This window comes from Fibrobacter sp. UWB12, assembly GCF_900142485.1.
Lineage (GTDB): Bacteria > Fibrobacterota > Fibrobacteria > Fibrobacterales > Fibrobacteraceae > Fibrobacter.
The window spans coordinates 13,277-31,314 of the sequence record NZ_FRAZ01000009.1; the positions used below are offsets into that span (position 1 = coordinate 13,277).

14 protein-coding genes are annotated in these 18,038 nt (G+C 47.7%); all 14 read left to right on the forward strand.

The annotated features are described in order from the left end of the window. The first annotated feature begins 10 nt into the window (after positions 1–10). The 14 genes from smc to BUA34_RS13320 all read left to right on the forward strand — a co-directional run bounded on the left by smc (position 11) and on the right by BUA34_RS13320 (position 18,031). On the forward strand, positions 11–3,565 hold the full coding sequence (gene smc, locus BUA34_RS13250; protein WP_072830386.1) for a chromosome segregation protein SMC: 3,555 nt from the start codon (positions 11–13) through the stop codon (positions 3,563–3,565). 165 nt (positions 3,566–3,730) lie between these two features. Further along, positions 3,731–4,624, forward strand: coding sequence for a DMT family transporter (locus BUA34_RS13255; RefSeq protein WP_072830388.1), 894 nt, complete (start codon positions 3,731–3,733; stop codon positions 4,622–4,624). A gap of 185 nt (positions 4,625–4,809) precedes the next feature. Beyond that, positions 4,810–5,802, forward strand: a complete 993-nt coding sequence (locus BUA34_RS13260) for a hypothetical protein (RefSeq protein WP_254794481.1) — start codon at positions 4,810–4,812, stop codon at positions 5,800–5,802. A 75-nt stretch (positions 5,803–5,877) separates the two neighbouring features. Continuing rightward, on the forward strand, positions 5,878–6,084 hold the full coding sequence (locus BUA34_RS13265; RefSeq protein WP_139255952.1) for a hypothetical protein: 207 nt from the start codon (positions 5,878–5,880) through the stop codon (positions 6,082–6,084). A 126-nt stretch (positions 6,085–6,210) separates the two neighbouring features. Further along, the gene (locus tag BUA34_RS13270; RefSeq protein WP_072830394.1) at positions 6,211–7,959 is read left to right on the forward strand and encodes a 1-deoxy-D-xylulose-5-phosphate synthase; all 1,749 of its coding nucleotides are present in this window, start codon (positions 6,211–6,213) and stop codon (positions 7,957–7,959) included. Between the two features lie 35 nt (positions 7,960–7,994). Next, a complete protein-coding gene (locus tag BUA34_RS13275; protein WP_083579795.1) occupies positions 7,995–9,158 on the forward strand; it encodes an alpha/beta hydrolase in 1,164 nt (387 codons plus the stop codon). 60 nt (positions 9,159–9,218) lie between these two features. After that, on the forward strand, positions 9,219–9,656 hold the full coding sequence (locus BUA34_RS13280) for a rhodanese-like domain-containing protein (protein WP_072830396.1): 438 nt from the start codon (positions 9,219–9,221) through the stop codon (positions 9,654–9,656). Between the two features lie 75 nt (positions 9,657–9,731). Continuing rightward, complete coding sequence (gene ribD / locus BUA34_RS13285) at positions 9,732–11,009, forward strand: bifunctional diaminohydroxyphosphoribosylaminopyrimidine deaminase/5-amino-6-(5-phosphoribosylamino)uracil reductase RibD (protein ID WP_072830398.1); 1,278 nt, start codon at positions 9,732–9,734, stop codon at positions 11,007–11,009. Between the two features lie 3 nt (positions 11,010–11,012). Further along, positions 11,013–11,954 (forward strand): hypothetical protein, encoded by a 942-nt coding sequence (locus BUA34_RS13290; protein ID WP_072830400.1) that lies wholly within the window; start codon positions 11,013–11,015, stop codon positions 11,952–11,954. A 95-nt stretch (positions 11,955–12,049) separates the two neighbouring features. Continuing rightward, positions 12,050–12,649, forward strand: coding sequence for a riboflavin synthase (locus BUA34_RS13295; protein ID WP_072830402.1), 600 nt, complete (start codon positions 12,050–12,052; stop codon positions 12,647–12,649). Beyond that, complete coding sequence (locus BUA34_RS13300; protein ID WP_072830404.1) at positions 12,636–13,883, forward strand: bifunctional 3,4-dihydroxy-2-butanone-4-phosphate synthase/GTP cyclohydrolase II; 1,248 nt, start codon at positions 12,636–12,638, stop codon at positions 13,881–13,883. Before BUA34_RS13295 ends, BUA34_RS13300 begins: the two co-directional genes overlap by 14 nt. 1 nt (position 13,884) lies before the next feature. Further along, a complete protein-coding gene (gene ribH, locus BUA34_RS13305) occupies positions 13,885–14,352 on the forward strand; it encodes a 6,7-dimethyl-8-ribityllumazine synthase (protein WP_072830534.1) in 468 nt (155 codons plus the stop codon). A gap of 2 nt (positions 14,353–14,354) precedes the next feature. Next, a complete protein-coding gene (gene nusB / locus BUA34_RS13310) occupies positions 14,355–14,795 on the forward strand; it encodes a transcription antitermination factor NusB (RefSeq protein WP_072830406.1) in 441 nt (146 codons plus the stop codon). A gap of 5 nt (positions 14,796–14,800) precedes the next feature. Then, positions 14,801–18,031, forward strand: a complete 3,231-nt coding sequence (locus BUA34_RS13320) for a glycosyltransferase family 117 protein (RefSeq protein ID WP_083579796.1) — start codon at positions 14,801–14,803, stop codon at positions 18,029–18,031. The last annotated feature ends 7 nt before the right edge of the window (positions 18,032–18,038 follow it).

Genomic DNA, 18,038 nt, shown 5'->3' on the forward strand with positions numbered 1-18,038 from the left:
TTTTGCTACAGTGCAGATAACTAAGTTAAAGATTTTTGGTTTTAAATCCTTCGCGCAGAGAACGGAAATTAACTTCCCGACGAAGGGTCTTACGGCTGTCGTTGGGCCGAACGGCTGTGGCAAGTCCAATATTACAGACGCCATCCGCTGGGTGCTTGGCGAACAGAAAGCCGCCGCTTTGCGTATGGGTAAAATGCAAGACGTTATCTTTAGCGGTACCGAAGAACGTGCCGCCATGAGTCTTGCCGAAGTTTCTATCGTCATCGATAATAGCGATGGCACGCTTGCTTCTGATTATTCCGAAGTCATTGTGACGCGCCGTGTGCACCGCGATGGTTCGGGCGAGTACCTCATCAATAACCAGGAATGCCGTTTGCGTGATGTTCACGCTTTGCTTTTTGACTCGGGTCTTGGTTCCAGCACGTATTCGCAGATGAACGCCGACATGATCAAGGCTGTTCTTTCGGATAAGGCAGATGACCGCCGAGTGCTTTTTGAAGAAGCCGCAGGCGTGAGCAAGTACAAACAGCAGCGCAAGGAAACGCGCCGCCAGCTCGAACGTGTGCAGATGGATATGGAACGTGTCGAAGACAACTTGCGCAGTGTGCGCCGTTCTGTCCGTCTCTATGAAACTCAGGCCGAAAAGGTCAATGCTTACAAGAAATTGAATACGCGCCTCCGCGAACTCGATTTGTCTGTAAGTCTCGATAAGTTTGAAGATTATAAAGAAGGTTTGGCCACGCTAGATTCAACGACCAAGCGTATGAATCATGAAGTGGAATCTTCCAAGACGCAGGCCACTGAACTCCAGGCGAAGATTGAAGAAAAGAAACTCGCCATTAGCGAAGATGAAAACGCTTATCGCGATTTGGAACGCGAAGTTCAGGCGGCAACAATTGCACTTAATGACTTGAACAACAATATTGTTCGTTTGCGTGATTCTATGTCGACCCTCCAGTCTTCGAATGAAAAGGCGCAGGGCGAAATTGAACGCAGCGAACTCAAGTCCCAGGAACTTTCTCAAGAAAAAGCTCGTCTCGAAGAAGAAATTGCCGTTCTCGGTAGTGAAAACGACATGGATGAGCTCAATGAACTTTTGGAACGCGAACGCGAAACGCTCCAGGTCATGCGCGACAAGGTCGATGACTTGCGTACGCAGTCCCGTGAACTTTCGAACGAACGTTTGCAGGCCACGAACCGCGTGAACTCCCTCCGCGGGCGCTTCGAACGCATGGACGCCGAAGTCAACATGCTTCAGTCGAATATCGCGAAGTGGCAGACCGAAATCGAAGGCCTCGACAAGCAAAAGTCCGATGCCGAAGCGAACATTGCCGAAATCCAGGCGGGCATCGAAGACACGAACCGTGAAATTGAAAATCTCGAAGAACAGCGCGCCACGCGTGAAGAACGCTTGGAATCTGAACGTGCCGAACTTACCGAAGCGCAACAGAAGTTGCAGGGCTTAAAGAACGAAGAAGCCCGCTTGCAGTCTCGAATAGACGTGCTCCAGAGCGTGATGAACGATAGCTCTGACGCAAACCGTTACCTCAAGGAAAACAAGGCGAACTTGATTGGCGGTCTTGTTTCGGAACGCATTGAGGCGACTCCCGAATATGCTTCTAGCGTCGAAGCGGCTCTCGGTGAAATCCTTGATTCTGTTGTCGTGAATGGCGATGGCGCCGTTAATGAAATTGTGGATGCGCTCAAGAGCGCGAATGTGGGCAAGGTGCTCATGTCGCTTGTTTCGAGTGCTGCCCCTGCTTACGATAAGCCGGTGAACAATCCGGGCGTCGTGGGTTCGCTTAAAGATTTTGTGAAAACGGATGACGAAGTTTCTCCGTGGCTTTCTGGAATTCTTTCGCGCTATTTTGTTGTGGATTCCTTGCAGACGGCGCTCGCCCTCGCAAAGGAATACCGTGGCGAAAACTTGAACTTTGTCACATCCGATACGATTGTGCGCACAAGCGGCCTTGTATCGTTTGGTGTCTCGACGTCGGGTGCGCTTTCCCGCAAGAACGAAATTGCAGATGCCGAAGCGCTCTTGGAAAAAGTCCAGGGTGATATTTCTACCGGCGAAGAAAATGTGGACCGTTTGCGAGAACTGACCGAAGAAGATACTCAGATGCTTTCGTCTTTGGTCGATGAAATCCGTGAAAAGCGCGATTCTCTGCGCGGTGGTGATGCTTCTATCCGTATTCATAGGAATACGGTTGAAAACTGCACCCGTCGCTTGAACCAGTTGAATGGCGAAGTGACGAACGCACAGAACAGAATTGATGCAGCGGCGCAGTCCAAGAACAGCGATGCAGAACTTGCCGAAGCCGAAACTGAAGTCGAAAAGGTTGAAGAACGTTACCAGACGATTTCGGACCAGCTCGGTGAAAACGAGACGATGCTTCGCGAAAAAGAAGAAGATGTCCGCGAACTCGAACGCAGTGCGCAAGACAAGACTTCTCGCTTAAAGCAAAACCAGAACCGCTTGGTCGCCATTGCCGACCAAATGGACTTCTTGGAAAATACGATTCGCAACCGCCGTGACGAAATCGAAAAGAATACGGTTTCTATTGAAAAGTTTGAAACGGATTGCAACAAGCTCGCCGACGAAGCGCAAGTGAAAGATAACGCGCTCCGTGAACTGGAACGCAACCGCGACCTCGCTCGTGAACGCTATGACCTCGTGAGCGGCGACCTTGAAGGTTGGCGTGATGAAGTCAACCGTCTCCGCGATGACATGATTGAAAAGATGAAGGAACTGAATGACGTCGGCCGTCGTCAGGAATCTCTCCAGAACAATCTCGACCGCCTCCGCGAACGCATCACGAATGAATGGTCCGTCGATTTGGATAATCCAGAAAATGTCGAACGTGTGGAATACACGCAGCCTGAAGCCGACCGCGAGATTCGAGAACTCCGCGGCAAAATCAAGGAACTGGGCCCGATCAACGTCAACGTGATGGAAGATTACGAAGACGAAAAGAAGCGCCTCGAAGAAGTCGAAAAACAGTTCGATGACCTTGATCGCGCCCGTGCATCGCTCGACCGCACTATCACAAAGCTCGATGACATTGCCCGCCAGCGCTATCTGGATACGTTTGCACGCATCCAGAAGAACTTCCAGTTTGTGTTCAGTAAGCTGTTCCTCAATGGCGAAACGAAGATGAGCCTCGTCGAAAAGGTCGATGAAATGGGCAAGCCCATGGACATTCTCGATGCTGACATCGAAATCAACGTCCGTCCGACCGGCAAGAAAATGCGCGGTATCAAGGCGCTTTCCGGTGGTGAACACGCACTTACTGCAACGGCACTCCTGTTCGCCATTTACATGGAAAAGCCGTCTCCGTACTGCGTGCTGGACGAAGTGGACGGTCCGCTTGATGACGCTAACGTCGGTCGCTTTATGGCGCTCCTCCGTGAATTCAGTAAGCAGACCTTGTTCATCGTCGTGACGCATAACAAGCGTACCATGGCCGAAGCTGATATGCTCTACGGTGTGACCCAAGAAATTAAGGGTATTTCTCGTATCGCTAGCGTACAGCTCGCCGACGCAACTAAGTTTGCTATATAGACCGCTCATCTCTATCGCTGATGGAAATATTCCTTCTTCGCCTCGCTCTTGCCACCACGGCACGTTTGCTCAGTGCCGCTTGTGGCTCACGATGGCTGCATGATTCTTTGTGTCATCCTGAGCGAAGATGCGTAGCATCGTAGTCGAAGGATCTAGTAAAGTTTTATGATTCTCTCGTCTTTCGTCTCTCGTCTGCCTTCTCTGAAAGGTTTCGCTCTCGCGGCTGCGTCCGCCATTTGCTACGGCACGAATCCGCTGGGTGCGTTGCATCTCTATGCGCAAGGCTATTCGACAGAAACGGTCCTTTTTTATCGTTTCTTTACGGGGGCGATTATTCTTTTTGCAATAATGCTGTTGCAAAAAATGAGCTTCAAAATCAATGTTCGTGAATGCAAAATTCTCGTGGCGTTCGGTTTCTTTTTTGCAATCAGTTCTCTGCTGTATTACGCCTCGTTCAAGTACATGGATGCGGGGCTTGCCTCAACGCTCCTCTTCTTGTATCCGCTTGAAGTCGCGGTCATCATGTCGCTATTTTTCAGAGAAAAAATGAAAAAGAGCGTGATAGCGTCTATCGCAGTTTCGATGGTGGGTGTCTCGCTTTTGTACAACGGTGATAAAGGCTTTTCTGTAAGTTCCATCGGTTGGCTGTTGGTCTTTATTTCGTCTTTTACTTACGCCATTTACATCGTCATGGCGAATCGCGTGAACCTCCAGATGGGCTCCGTGAAGATGACTTTTTACGCCATTTGCTTTTGCTTGTGTTTTTTGTTGCTTTACTCTGTGACGCTTGGCTCTGGATTTCCGCCGATTTTTACGCAGGCAAGTTCGTGGGGCTGGGGCTTTATGCTTGGCTTTGTGCCGACGGTGCTTTCGCTTATTTTTATGGTTAAGGCTGTGAAAATTATTGGCTCTACGCCTACGGCAATTTTTGGCGCTTTGGAACCCGTGACTGCTGTAGCAATTGGCGTAACTGTCTTCGGAGAAACGCTTACCACCCGCCTTATCGCAGGGATCATTTTGATCCTCGGCGCCGTCATGCTTGTGGCTGTAAAAAAGTAGTTGGAAATTCTATATAATACACTTTGTACTTTTTCGGCTGTAATTCTCGCAAATTTCCGCGTTTTTACTTCAATTTTTTAGTTCGTTATAAATTCCGCTTATATAGTTTTATTTACATGAAAAGCTTGTTCCGATTTCTTTTGCTTTCTTTGGTAGCGGCGCTATTTGCGTCGTGCAATAACTCAATGTTTGGCCCTGAACCATCAAGTTCTGCTTTGGATGGTAAATGTACGATTGATATGTTAAAGTACAAAACTCAGGAACAGTTGGACTCGTTGCGTACTTTTTGTGATACCATTTTTGTTCATAGTGTCTTGAATGTTTATAAGGACTCTGTTTACGACGATACTTTGATTACAGGCAATGAAAAGTACACCAGCTTTATTTATTTTGATCGTTATACGGAAAAATACGATACACTTACTAAGCAAAGTGCTGCAAAAAGTGGGACTTCAGGCCCATGCGGTAGAGTTCCTGTTTATTGTAATCTTGATTCCTCTGATACGCAAAAGACGTTTAGTTGCGAAATTTCCAGTATGTGTTATATGTATAATCAGACAGATAATCTTGCAACGAGTTCTGCCGAGGTTGCTGTCGTTCGTTTAGATCCTGTATTAATAACGAATGAGCCACTGTGTTCTCAACCGGGGTATCGCTGTGTGCGTGATACTGTTTTCCATGATGTTCTTCATAAAACATATCGAACAATTGCTCGTGACACAACTTTCTTGAATTATGGTCCAAGAGCTTGGACGGATTATGTTCCTGCCATCAATGCGCCAGCATTTGATACGGCTGCATTCCGCAATGTGCTGGATACGCTCGACACGCAAAAGCCAATCTTTGGAATAGATACTTTGTTCTCGGCATATACCGTTACAGTGGAGGGCTTGCCGGACTGGGCGTCGAATCGATCTAAATGCACGACGAATGATTCTCTACGTGTTTGCGTGGTTCTAACTAATGAAGATTTATATACCCTAAAACTAGATGTGGCAACGATTTATCCTTCGTCATACACGCTGAAGCCCTTCCATCTTTGGAATAGTCTTGAAGCACCTTTAGAAAAAGATACCTTGATTACTTGGAAATTGAAATACAGATATTATGAGGGACATTATTTTAAAGGAAATAGCGACTCCTTGACGATTACCACGTTATTTAAGGGGATTAATTAAAGCTATATTCCTTGCATGCTGTCAAAGTGTTCAATTTGTAAAAAGGAATTTAATGACAAGGTGGGAATGTCCCCGATGGAAAGTAACCTTGCCATCCGTTATCGCAATAAAATCGGCAATATTTGCCCTGATTGTCAGGCCGAAATTCGCAAGACCAAGCAGGGTAGGTGGCGCCTCTTCTTCTGGAATGTTAAAGTCGCACTTTATTGTTTGCGTTTTCTCGCACTGTTTGCGCTCCCGTTTATCGTGCTCGTCGCCGTTCTTGCACTTTACGTGCTGTAATCGTTGTTTACATTTGTAATAAAATCCCGCAGAATTCTCGTAATTCGCGGGACTTTTTGTATATATTATTTTGAAAGTATTCCACTGCGAAGCGGCACTCCCGCTCGATGAACTTCATGAGGTCCCATGCTCCTAGAAAAAATCAAGTCCCCAGCCGACGTGAAAGCGTTGGATATTCAAAGTCTTGAACAACTTGCAGCAGAAATGCGTACGGCTCTTATCAACAAACTTTCGCAGCGCGGTGGACATGTGGGGCCTAACCTTGGCTTTGTGGAAGCGACGATTGCGCTCCATTACGTTTTTGAGTCCCCGAAAGACAAGATTGTTTATGACGTGAGTCACCAGAGCTATAGCCATAAGATGCTCACTGGGCGTGCTCAGGCATTCTTGGATGCTGAACATTTCGGTGATGTGACGGGGTATACGGAACCGACCGAAAGCGAACATGACCATTTCATGGTGGGGCATACTTCTACGTCTGTTAGTCTTGCGCTTGGCCTTGCAACAGCTCGCGATGTATTGCGTGAATCGGGGAACGTGATTGCTGTGATTGGCGATGGTTCCTTGAGCGGTGGCGAAGCATTTGAAGGTCTCGATAATGCGGGCGAATATGCGACGAACTTTATCGTAGTGGTGAACGACAACGAAATGTCTATTGCCGAAAATCATGGCGGACTTTACAAGTCCTTGGCAGAACTTCGTGCCACGGGCGGTAAGTCCGAAAATAATTACTTCAAGTCTCTCGGCTTTGATTACAAGTACTTGGAACAAGGTAATGATATTGCGTCTCTCATCGAAACGTTCAAGTCCGTAAAGGATTCTACTCATCCGGTTGTGGTGCATATCCATACGCAAAAGGGCCGCGGTTTCTCGTATGCCGAACAGAATCGGGAAATGTGGCATTGGGCTGCTCCGTTCAATGCTGAAACGGGTGTAATCAACTGGGGTAGCGGCGAAAGCTATAGCGAGATTATTGGTCTTTACCTGATGGCAAAAATCAAGAGCGACCCGAAGGTTGTCGTGATTCATTCGGCTGTTCCGGCGGGTATCGGATTCCATGCGGCTCGCCGTAAGGAAGCGGGCAAGCAATATATTGATGTGGGCATTGCCGAAGAACATGCGGTAGCGCTTGCTTCAGGGCTTGCGAAGGGAGGTGCAAAGCCTGTCTATAGTACACACGGAACCTTTATTCAACGTACGTACGACCAGCTGTCGCAGGATCTTTGCACAAATAAAAATGCCGCGACGATTTTTGTGACTATGTCGGGTGCCGATGGTATGAACGATACGACTCATCTTTGCATTTTCGATATCCCGATGATGAGTAATATTCCGAACTTGGTTTATTTGTGTCCGACTTGCGTTGAGGAATTCCGGACGATGGCGGACTGGGCGATTGACCAGACTGAATATCCCGTAGCTTTGCGTATTCCGAATGCCGTGCATCATCGCAGTGATATTTTTGAAAAGGATTATTCTTGCCTCAACAAGTTCAAGGTTGTACATCGTGGCGAGCGCGTGGCTTTGATTGGGCTTGGTGATTTTTACCAGCGTGCAGCCGCAGTGGCGCTTGAACTCCGTCGTGATGGAATTGATGCTACGCTTGTGAATCCGCGTTATGCAAGCGGTGTCGATAATGACTTGTTGCATGAACTTTCCAAGACGCATGATGTATTTGTAACGCTCGAAAATGGCGTTGTCGAAGGTGGTTTTGGTCAAAAGGTTGCGACCGCTCTTGGCGATACTCAAGCGAAGGTGCTTGTGCGGGGACTCTCGAAGGAGTTCTATGACAAGGTTCCCTTTAACGACCTCTGCGAAAAGAATCGTTTGAACCCCACTCAGGTCGCAAAAGACGTGGTGGCGCTGCTTTCGTAGCAAATTCCTGCTCTATTTTTTTGTATTATGTAGCCATGAAAAAATTTAAAATAATCGTTATGATTATTCTGCTGATGCTCTTTTTTATTGCATCGGCGGTTTATGTGTATTATGTGAATGCCGAAGCTATGCGTGATGTGCAAATTGATTGTACTTCCGTTATAGATGTACATCCCGATGTCATTGAAAAATCTTTGTCGCATGTGCAGACCGACATGGAACTCGGCGAACCTTTTAAAGTCTACCCGATTGAGACAAGCCCCGACAGTCAAGAGGTGTTTCGTTCGACTCTTGTCGAGTATCCTTTTGGGAGTTCTCCGCGTGCCGATTCGGGGAACAATGTAAGTCTGCGTGGGATTATCCTGTACGTACATGGCTACAATGATTACTATTTCCAAAAAGAACTTGCCGAAAAAGCGGATTCTGCTGGCTTTGCTTTCTTTGCTATCGATTTGCATTATTGCGGACGCTCGTATGTCTCGGATGAGCCACGTGCCGATTTTCGTAATATCAAGGAATTCTATGCGGAACTGGATGTGGCCGTTGAACTCAGCAAGAAAATTGCTGTAGATGATTACGAAGAAGCGGAACATATTCCGTATATTATCATTGGACATTCTCAGGGCGGTTTGATATCATCGCTGTATATAAATGATCGAAGCGAAGAAAAATTTGCGGCGCTTGTTCTCAATAGCCCGTTTTTGGACATGAATTTCAATTGGTTCATGCGCAAAATTGGCTTGCCTTTGATTTCTGAAATTGCTTTGTTCGTGCCTGATTTTGCCGTGAATACATCGGGTGATCCGAATTATGCGAGTTCGTTATTAAAGAGAGAACGGGGAGAATGGGAATTCAATGAAACTGTAAAAAGCTATGCTCGTCCGACTCAACATTTGGGCTGGCTCCGCGCTGTTATGAATGGCCAGGCGAGAGTCCATTCTAAGTTGAATATCAAGTCTCCGATACTTGTGATGCATAGCGGTTGTTCTGTTGAACAAGAGCTATGGACTGATGACTATAAGCGTTGCGATGGTGTCTTGAACGTGGATCATATTGAAGAATGGGCCCCGAATCTTGGAGAAAAGGTGACGACTCGAGTCATTCAGGATGGTCTCCATGATTTGTATCTTTCCCGTAAGGATGTTCGCGACAAAGCGTATCGTGAAACTTTTGAGTTTATTGAAGGTCACTTAAAATAGGTGCCTAAAAAAATTATTGTAATTGCTATTTTTAACAAAGAAATTCAAGGAGTTAGGCTGATGAATAAATTTTTAGCTATTTCTTTCTGTGCAATGTTGCTTGCTACGGCCTGCAATTCTTCCGAAGAACCGAAACCGCAGGCTGTTGTAAATAAGGTCGAAGCTGTGCAGCCGGCTGCAGCTGTTGCTGAACAACCTGCAGCAACGGTAACGACGATTGATTGGAATAAGGCTTTGGAAATGAACAAGTCTGGAGCCCTTCTTATTGACGTGCGTACTCCGGCTGAAGTGGAAAAAGGCAAGGCTTCGCCTGCTGCAATTAACATTCCTCTCCAGGAAATTCCGCAGCGCTTGAGCGAATTCCCGAAGGATAAGGACTTGCTGATTTATTGTCGTAGTGGCAAGCGTAGCATGGCTGCTTCGAGATTCCTCATTGAAAATGGCTATACCCGCGTGTTCAATATTGACGGCGGAATTATGGCTTTGCCGCAGAAGTAAACGTTTACCCTTAGAGTGTATTCTTGGCTGTCATCCCGGCTTTATGCCGGGATCGCCTTCTTGGATTGCTAAAACATGACTCCAGAAATCACAAACTACATGCAATTCGCCTTGCAACAGGCGTTTTTGGCAATTGGCGTGAGTCGCCCGAATCCGGCGGTGGGCGCTGTTGTTGTGAAGGATGGAATTGTCGTAGGGAAGGGGCATACGCAAAGTCCCGGAAGTGCTCATGCCGAAGTTATGGCGTTACGCGATGCGGGGGAACTCGCATGCGGCGCCTCTATTTTTGTGACTTTGGAACCATGTTGCCATTACGGTCGCACGCCGCCTTGCACCAAGGCCATTATCGAAGCCGGAATCCAGAAAGTTTATTTTGCACATTCCGACCCGAATCCCGTTGTGCATGGAAAGTCCCGTGCAATCTTAGAAGAAGCGGGAATCGAAGTGCACGAAGGCGTGGATGCTTGCATTTGCGCCTGCGTTGAGGATTGTCCGAATGGCGAATCGTCTACGGAATGTCGCGTTTTTGAATTTCGAAGCATGTCGCCCGAAGACCGTGCGTTGCGCGAGGGCGAAGGGCGAGAAGTTTTCCGCGAAGTCGAGCGATTCTTTGAAGCATACGATTTTTTTGTGCGCACTAAACGTACGTTTGTTGAGGTCAAGTCTGCGGTTTCGCAGGATGGCTTTATGGGATGTGCCGATGCGCATGGAATGCTTTTGCCGATTGCAATCACGAAACCCGGTGCCAATTGCTGGAATCATGAACTCCGTGCAATGAGCGATGCAGTGCTTGTTGGCGCAGGGACGCTCCTTGCCGATAACCCAAGTTTGAATGTGCGCTATGCGGATGGTAACGACCCTGTCAAGGTGATTTGGGCAGGACATCATGAATTCACTGCATACGAAATTACGCATTTTGTGGCGTTCTCGTCGAAAAATTCAAAGACATTGGTGTATTCATGTGTAGCGCAGCCGAATTTGCCGGATACGTTCGTTTTAAGTCATGAAACATTTGCCGAAAATTGGCTCGAAATGATTGGTGATTTGTCCGCTCGCGGAATGCATCGTTTAATGGTGGAACCGGGCGTAGGCCTTGCACGTGAACTATTTAATAGCGAACATCGCGACCTCTTGCAAAGTCAAAATGCGCAGTCTCAAAATTCTCAGCCTCTTTGGAATCGCCTTGATTTGTGGCGTTCGACAGATTCTCTTGTTGATGAAAAATTAGAAGAACTTATTGAACAAGGTGTTGTCAAGGCTGGCCTCGAATACCCCGAATTGCCTGCCAATATCGTCGCCAAAGAATCTGCCGTCATTGGCCCTGATGTACTGACCGTGTATTATCCAGGATAAAATATGAAGTTTCTCGCTTCTTTAATTTTATTCTTTGTGGTTAGTGCTTTTTCTAATAATACACAATACGAATGGACTGATGAAAATGGCTGCTCGTATTGCCTTTATGGATATATAAAAGATGGAAAATGCGTGCATCCTGGCAAAAGTCAATGGCACTATGGTTATGAAGAGGGCTATCGTTTATTTCCTGAATTGAGTTTTAGAGAGCTAAATAATAATTTTCACTTGGCTAATTATTCTTACAGATCTACGTTTCATGTTTATTGTGAAAACGTTACAAATTATTGCAAGACTATAAACGATCCTATGGCTGTAAAGTTGATGCCATCTTTGAAGGATCGAAAGTCCTTGTGTAAAGAACAAAGTAAAAAATCTGAAAATATAGGCTTGTTCTATGACATGCCTATACCTCGTGAAGATTTAGAGTTCCTCTGCGACTTTGTGAAGTTTAATAATAAAAAATCATTCATTGAAGTTTTGGATACCGGAATTTGCCCTGTTCGGATGAATATTGGTCTAAAAGGGGTTCAACGAACGCTTACGTTCTTCTTTGGTAATTTACGTGTGACGAGGGATCAGAAAAAGTTTAGAATTATGAGTGAATATGTTTTTTATCAAACGTTCGATCATCAAAATCGTAAATTCAGACATTTTTATAGTGACTATAATTACGGGGCTTATAAGAAAAACTTTTTCACACTCGGCGAATGTTCCCTTTCAAATTGCGAAATTCTGAATTATGTCGGAGAACAACTTCAGGATTTCGATATCAAATGCAACTTTATTAAAAAGAAGGATAACGAGGGGAATGTGACGGTCCTTTCAGAGGGCGTATGCCCTATAGAAATCTTGGATAAGGATGGCAAAAAACAGGTATATCGCGTGCGCTCCGTTAAAGACGGTGACTCCTATAAACTGCTAATGACCAATAAGCAAAAGTAACCCGTTCTTACTCCTAGCAACTAGCGCCTTTTTGGCGCCTTACTGCGTCCGCAGTTGCGGCTCAAAAATGAGAAAAATTCTATATTTGCCCGCGTATGTTTACGGGTATAATTCAAGCAACCGGCGAAATCGTTTCCCTCGAAAATAGGGGAGACGCGCTTACCATGCGCATGAAATCGCCGGGATTCTTCAAAAACAGCAAACTGGGCGACAGCATCGCCAATAACGGTGTTTGTCTCTCGGTCGAAAACTGTACCGATGACGAAGCTACGTTCTGTCTCATGCACCAGACAGTCGTGAATACGTCTTTTAAGCAGGCAAAAGTCGGGGATCTCGTGAATCTCGAGTATCCTTGCCGTGCCGATAGCTTTATGGGCGGTCACTTTGTGATGGGGCATGTCGACTGCACTACTGAAGTTTTGCGTGTTACCCCGCGCGAAACGGGTGTCGAGGTCGATTTGGCTCTGCCTAAAGACTTGCGCCGCTATGTCATCCGTCGTGGATCCATCACCTTGAACGGCATTAGCCTTACGGTCGCCGAAAAAGGGGAGGATTACATCCGCGTCTGCATTATTCCCGAAACTTTAGCCCGCACGAATCTCAGGAACTGGGTGCCTGGCACCGTGGTGAATGTAGAAGTCGATATGCTCGGCAAATATATTGAAAACTATCTAAAGGAACGTGACCTTGCTTAATACGATTGAAGAGGCCATTGAGGATTTCAAGAACGGCAAGTTCTTGGTCGTGGTTGATGACGAAGACCGTGAAAATGAGGGCGATTTCATTATCGCTGCCGAAAAGATTACTCCCGAAAAGGTGAACTTCATGCTCCACGAGGGGCGTGGCGTGCTTTGCTGCCCGCTTCCGATTTCTCGCTGCCGCGAATTGAATCTCACGCGCCAGACTGCCGAAAACACTTCCATGCTCGGCACTCCGTTCACCGTCATGGTCGATAAGCTCGAAGGCTGCACTACGGGTGTTTCTGCCCATGACCGTGCTGCAACAATCCAGGCTCTGGCCGATCCGAATTCCAAGCCCTCGGACTTTGGCCGTCCGGGTCACATTTCTCCGCTTTACGCTCAAGAAGAAGGCGTTTTGCGCCGTGCAGGCCACACCGAAGCCGCTGTGGACCTCGCTCGCCTTGCCGGACTTCGCCCTGCAGCCGCCCTTATCGAAATCATGAACGAAGACGGCACGATGGCTCGTATGCCGCAGCTCCAGGAAGTCGCGAAGAAGTTCGACCTCAAGATTATCTCCATCCGCGACTTGATTGACTACCGCCTGAAAACGGAAAAGCTTGTGCAGCGCGTGGCCGCTCCGCACGTTTCGACCAAGTACGGCGATTTCACGGCTTATGCCTACCGCAGCAAGACCGATGGTGTCGAGCATGTGGCCTGGGTTGCCGGCAATCCGGATTTCAGTAAGCCGGTTTATGTGCGCGTCCACAGCGAATGCCTCACGGGCGATATTTTCGGTAGCCTCCGTTGCGATTGCGGCGACCAGCTTGCCGCTGCGATGAAGTTCATTGGCGAACACGGTGGCGTGTTCCTCTACATGCGCGGTCAGGAAGGCCGTGGCATTGGCCTTTGCAACAAGCTCCGCGCTTACGAATTGCAAGAAAAGGGTATGGACACGGTCGAGGCGAACCTCCACCTTGGGTTCAAGTCCGACTTGCGCCAGTACGGTACGGGCGCCCAGATTTTGGCAGACCTCGGCGTGAAGGAAATGCGACTCCTCACGAATAACCCGAGCAAGATTTCTGGCATTTCCGCTTATGGCTTAAAGATTGTGGAACGCGTGCCTATCGAAGTCAAGCCAAACAATATCAATCGTTTTTATCTGCGCACCAAGAAAGAAAAGATGGGCCACGAGCTCCATCTCGACAATGCGGATCATGGCGCAGCCGAAGTTTTAGATGAAGGAAAATAAGATGAAAGAATTCAAAAATTCCCTCAATGGTTCTAACTTGAAAGTGGCAATTGCTGTTGCCCGCTTTAACGAAGTCGTGACGGATCGTCTGCTCGAAGGCGCTGTCCGCGAACTTGAAACGCTCGGTGTTGCAAGCGACGATATCGCTGTAGCTCATGTGCCGGGTGCTTTTGAACTGCCGGGCCTTTGCCGCAGGTTTGTAGATTCTGGCAAGTACGATGCCGTGATTGCTCTTGGTGCCGTTATCCGTGGCGAAACGGGTCACTACGACGTGGTTGTGAACAATTCGACGGGTGGCATCGCTTCTCTCGCTGCCGAAGGCAAGATTCCTGTGATTCTCGGAATCTTAACGACCGATACGGTTGATCAGGCGATGAACCGTGCTGGCCTCAAGGCCGGGAACCTCGGTTGCAACTGGGCAAGAACAGCCGTTGAAATGGTAAATCTTTACAAGCAGATTGGGAAATAATTATGGCACAAGTAAGTTTTAGACCTGCTCGCGTTTTTGCGATGCAGTTGCTTTACGCAATGGAAATTTCTGGCGGTACGGTTGCTGATGCACTCCCGGGCGTTTTGGAAGCCCAGCCGCTCCAGGACAACATGAAAAAGTACGGCATGAAGCTTGTCGACTTGGTCCTTGCTCACAAGGCCGAACTCGATTCTGAAATCGAAGCTTGCTCCGCTCATTGGGGAATTGAGCGTATGGCGACTCTCGACAGGATTGTTCTCCGCATCGCGATGGTCGAACTTTTGTATGTTACCGAAGTCCCGATGAAGGTTGTCATTTCCGAAGCGGTGCAGATTGCTGCGAAGTTCAGCACGGATTCCTCGAGTACGTTCGTGAACGGACTCTTGGCCGGATTCATGCAGAAGCGCGGCATGGTTGCAAACAATACTAAGAAGGATGCATAATAGTTATGAAGATGAATGAAAAGTGGTATAAACACCTTTTTGCTGGAATTGCTGGTTTTGTAGCCTTGATTGTCTACATGATGACGATGGCCCCGACGGTCTCTTTTTGGGACTGCGGTGAATTTGTCGCTTGTGCCAATACGCTTGGTATTCCGCATCCTCCTGGAACTCCGTTCTTCGTATTCTTTGCCCGTGCAGTGATTCTCCTTTTGCCGTTCGTGGGTGAAATTGCAAAGCGTGTGAACTATATCTCCGTGATAAGTTCTGCAGCGACCGTCTATGTGACTGCCCTCTTTGCGTGGGAACTTTTGTCGACGGTCCTCAAGACCGATGCCTTGGCTGCAAAGATTTCTGAAAAGATGCGCATGTATGTGCTGGGGACTGCAGCTCTTGTCGCTGGATTCCTCCTCACGTTCTCCGATACGTTCTGGTTCAACGCTGTCGAAGCAGAAGTTTATGGCGTTGCCATGCTTATTTTGATGCTTGTTTCTTACCTCGGCTTGGTGTGGTACAACAAGCGCGAAGAAGCAAGTAGCGATAGAATCCTCATCTTCATTTGCTATATCGCATTCCTTGGCGTAGGCGCTCACCTTTACACGATGCTCACGGTTCCGGCTGTATTTGCACTTCTTCTTGTCGCTCAGCCGAAAAAGATTCCGGAACGTTTGCCAATCTGGATTACGGGTACGCTTCTTTGCTCCGTGATTTACCAGGTGTCTTCTTTCATCGAAATTTCTTTCCTTTGCCTTTTAGCCTTGGGTCTTATTCTTGGTGCTGCCAAGTTCGTCGGACTTAACCTCGTTCGTAGCACTTTGGTTGGCTTGGCTATTTTGCTCGCCGTTGCTTTGCACATGATTACGGGTGGCTGGCTTGCTACTTTCGTCATTCTCATTGTCTTGTTCATTGCTGGTTATGCTTTGTATGCCGTGCTTGGTTGGAAGATTCCAAAGTCCAATGAAGGCGCTCTGAAGCGCAGTCTCCTCCTTTCTGTTGCTTTTGCTTTCTTCGCTTTGGTCGGTTACAGCACTCATCTTTACATCCCGATCCGTTCGGAACTCAACCCGACGATTGACGAAAACGATCCTGAATTCAATATTCGCGATGAACAGGGCAACCTCCAGTTGAGCAACCTTTTGGATAGCAAGAACTGGGAAGCCTTTAATGCCTTTATTGAACGTAAGCAGTACGGTTCCGAAAGCATGATTACTCGTGCATTCTACCGTCGTTCTCGCCTTGCTCACCAGGTGCTCTCTTTCCCGAGCATGAGCTATGGTGGTTACCAGATGGCCCAGTACTTGCCGACTAAGGTAGGTGGGGTGAACTATGCTAACGGCGTTTACACGTTTGACGCTTCCGAAAACGAACCGATTGAACGTTTCGGAATCAGCTTCCCGACGCAGATGTCGTTCATGGGCGATAATGTTGCATGGCAACTCATATTCTTCTTGATATTTAATGGTCTTCTTGTTGCTGTTTGCGTATATGTCTGCAAGCGTAACAGGCATGTGGGTGTATTTATTTCGACCCTTTATGCGCTTTGCTCCTTGGGACTTCTGTTCTACATCAACTTTGCTGATGGTTCCCGCATGGAACAGCGCGACCGCGAATACTGGGTCAATGCAATGACTCGCAATGTGGCGGATTTGAACAACTCTGGTGCTGGAATTTCGGCCCTCCCGGATCCGAACGAACTTATTGACCTTCGCCAGACAATCGAAACTTCTAAGTATGCGATTGAAAGACTTCGCATGCACAATGCTCCGGCTAACCGCATTGCTGAATACGAAAAGAAGATTAGCGATGCCGAAAACACCACGGCTTGGAAAAACTGGCAGAAGATTGAAGAAAACTTCGCCCGCTTTGGCCAGCGTGCTCCGTTCCCGGAAGCAGTACACATGGAAGTGCGCGAACGTGACTACTTCTATACGCCGGCATTCATTTTCATGAGCATGATTTACGGTATTGGCGCCGGTATCCTCGTGCTGCTTGCGGCTACATCTGTAACGACTGCCGCTTTTGCATCTCCGATTGCTGCAGTACTCGTGCTCGTTTCGCTCATCGTTCCGTGCGTTTCGAACTACAAGGAACATGACCGCTCTGGTCTCTGGGTTCCCTGGGATTACGCTTACAACCTCCTCAATAGCTGCCGTCCGAACGCAATTCTTTTCACGAATGGCGATAACGACACGTTCCCGTTGTGGTTTGCTCAGGAAGTTGCTGGTGTCCGTAAGGATGTGCGTGTGGTGAACCTTTCTTTGGGCAACACGGATTGGTACATCAAGCAGATGCTCACGAACGAACCGATTCTCAAGCTCTCTTACACCAAGGAAACCATTGATAACGACATGGTCCTTGATAACAGCAGCGCCAATAACCCGAATCATCTTGTTTCTACTTGGATCCGCAAGGCTGAAACCCTCAAGCCGAAACTCAAGGAACGCATTGACCAGATGGAAGCTAAGGGCAACCTTTCTGAGGCTGATTCTGCTAAGCTTCTCCAGTTCAAGGTGAACTATCAGGTTTGGGATGCTTTTATCGATTGGGCTAAGAGAAATCGCGCTAGCATGATGCTTACGCAGAATAAGCTCGTGATTGACCTTGCTCTCCAGAATATGGATCGACCGATTGAAATTTCGACGACTGTTGGTTCTTCGAACTTTATGGGTCTTGAAAAGTACATGGTCCAAGAAGGTATGGTCTACAACTTTGTGAAGGGTGATCTTACCCCGAAGCAGAATGCTTTTGATGCAGCAAAGACTGCTGCCCTCATCGATAGTGTTTACAAGTTCCGCGGTCTCGGTGACGGTTCTGCTTTCATCAACTCCGAAACAGAACGCCTCCTCAGCAGTTATGTCTCGCTCTACTTGCAGATTTCTTTCGATGCACGCGAAAAGATTGCGGCACTCGTGACCAAGAAGCCGTTTACCAAGGCCGACAAGGAAGAAGTGGAACGTCTTGCCTTGAATGCCGCAAAGTATCTTGAACTCGGCATTCAACAGTTCCCGAGAGAATGGCGCAACTACTGGGCAGCATCCTATGTCTATGCCTCTGCAGGCATGAAGTCTAAGGCGGTCGATGTCGTGAAGCGCGGTCTCGAAAGCATTCCGTCTTACGATATTCCGGGCCACAGTCGTCTTTCTATGAGCCTTCAGCAGATTGAAGCCATTAGGGACGAATCTCTCAAGGTTGACGAAGAACCAGCTCCAGCTACTGAAGCCGTTCCCGCCGTTAATTAATTTCGAG

Coding starts and splice junctions, on each gene's coding strand:
- BUA34_RS13290 (WP_072830400.1), top strand. CDS start 11,013: ATGAAGTTTCTCGCTTCTTTAATTTTATTCTTTGTGGTTAGTGCTTTT.
- nusB (WP_072830406.1), top strand. CDS start 14,355: ATGGCACAAGTAAGTTTTAGACCTGCTCGCGTTTTTGCGATGCAGTTG.
- BUA34_RS13280 (WP_072830396.1), top strand. CDS start 9,219: ATGAATAAATTTTTAGCTATTTCTTTCTGTGCAATGTTGCTTGCTACG.
- ribD (WP_072830398.1), top strand. CDS start 9,732: ATGACTCCAGAAATCACAAACTACATGCAATTCGCCTTGCAACAGGCG.
- BUA34_RS13275 (WP_083579795.1), top strand. CDS start 7,995: ATGAAAAAATTTAAAATAATCGTTATGATTATTCTGCTGATGCTCTTT.
- BUA34_RS13265 (WP_139255952.1), top strand. CDS start 5,878: ATGGAAAGTAACCTTGCCATCCGTTATCGCAATAAAATCGGCAATATT.
- BUA34_RS13260 (WP_254794481.1), top strand. CDS start 4,810: ATGTTTGGCCCTGAACCATCAAGTTCTGCTTTGGATGGTAAATGTACG.
- ribH (WP_072830534.1), top strand. CDS start 13,885: ATGAAAGAATTCAAAAATTCCCTCAATGGTTCTAACTTGAAAGTGGCA.
- BUA34_RS13320 (WP_083579796.1), top strand. CDS start 14,801: ATGAAGATGAATGAAAAGTGGTATAAACACCTTTTTGCTGGAATTGCT.
- BUA34_RS13255 (WP_072830388.1), top strand. CDS start 3,731: ATGATTCTCTCGTCTTTCGTCTCTCGTCTGCCTTCTCTGAAAGGTTTC.
- BUA34_RS13295 (WP_072830402.1), top strand. CDS start 12,050: ATGTTTACGGGTATAATTCAAGCAACCGGCGAAATCGTTTCCCTCGAA.
- BUA34_RS13270 (WP_072830394.1), top strand. CDS start 6,211: ATGCTCCTAGAAAAAATCAAGTCCCCAGCCGACGTGAAAGCGTTGGAT.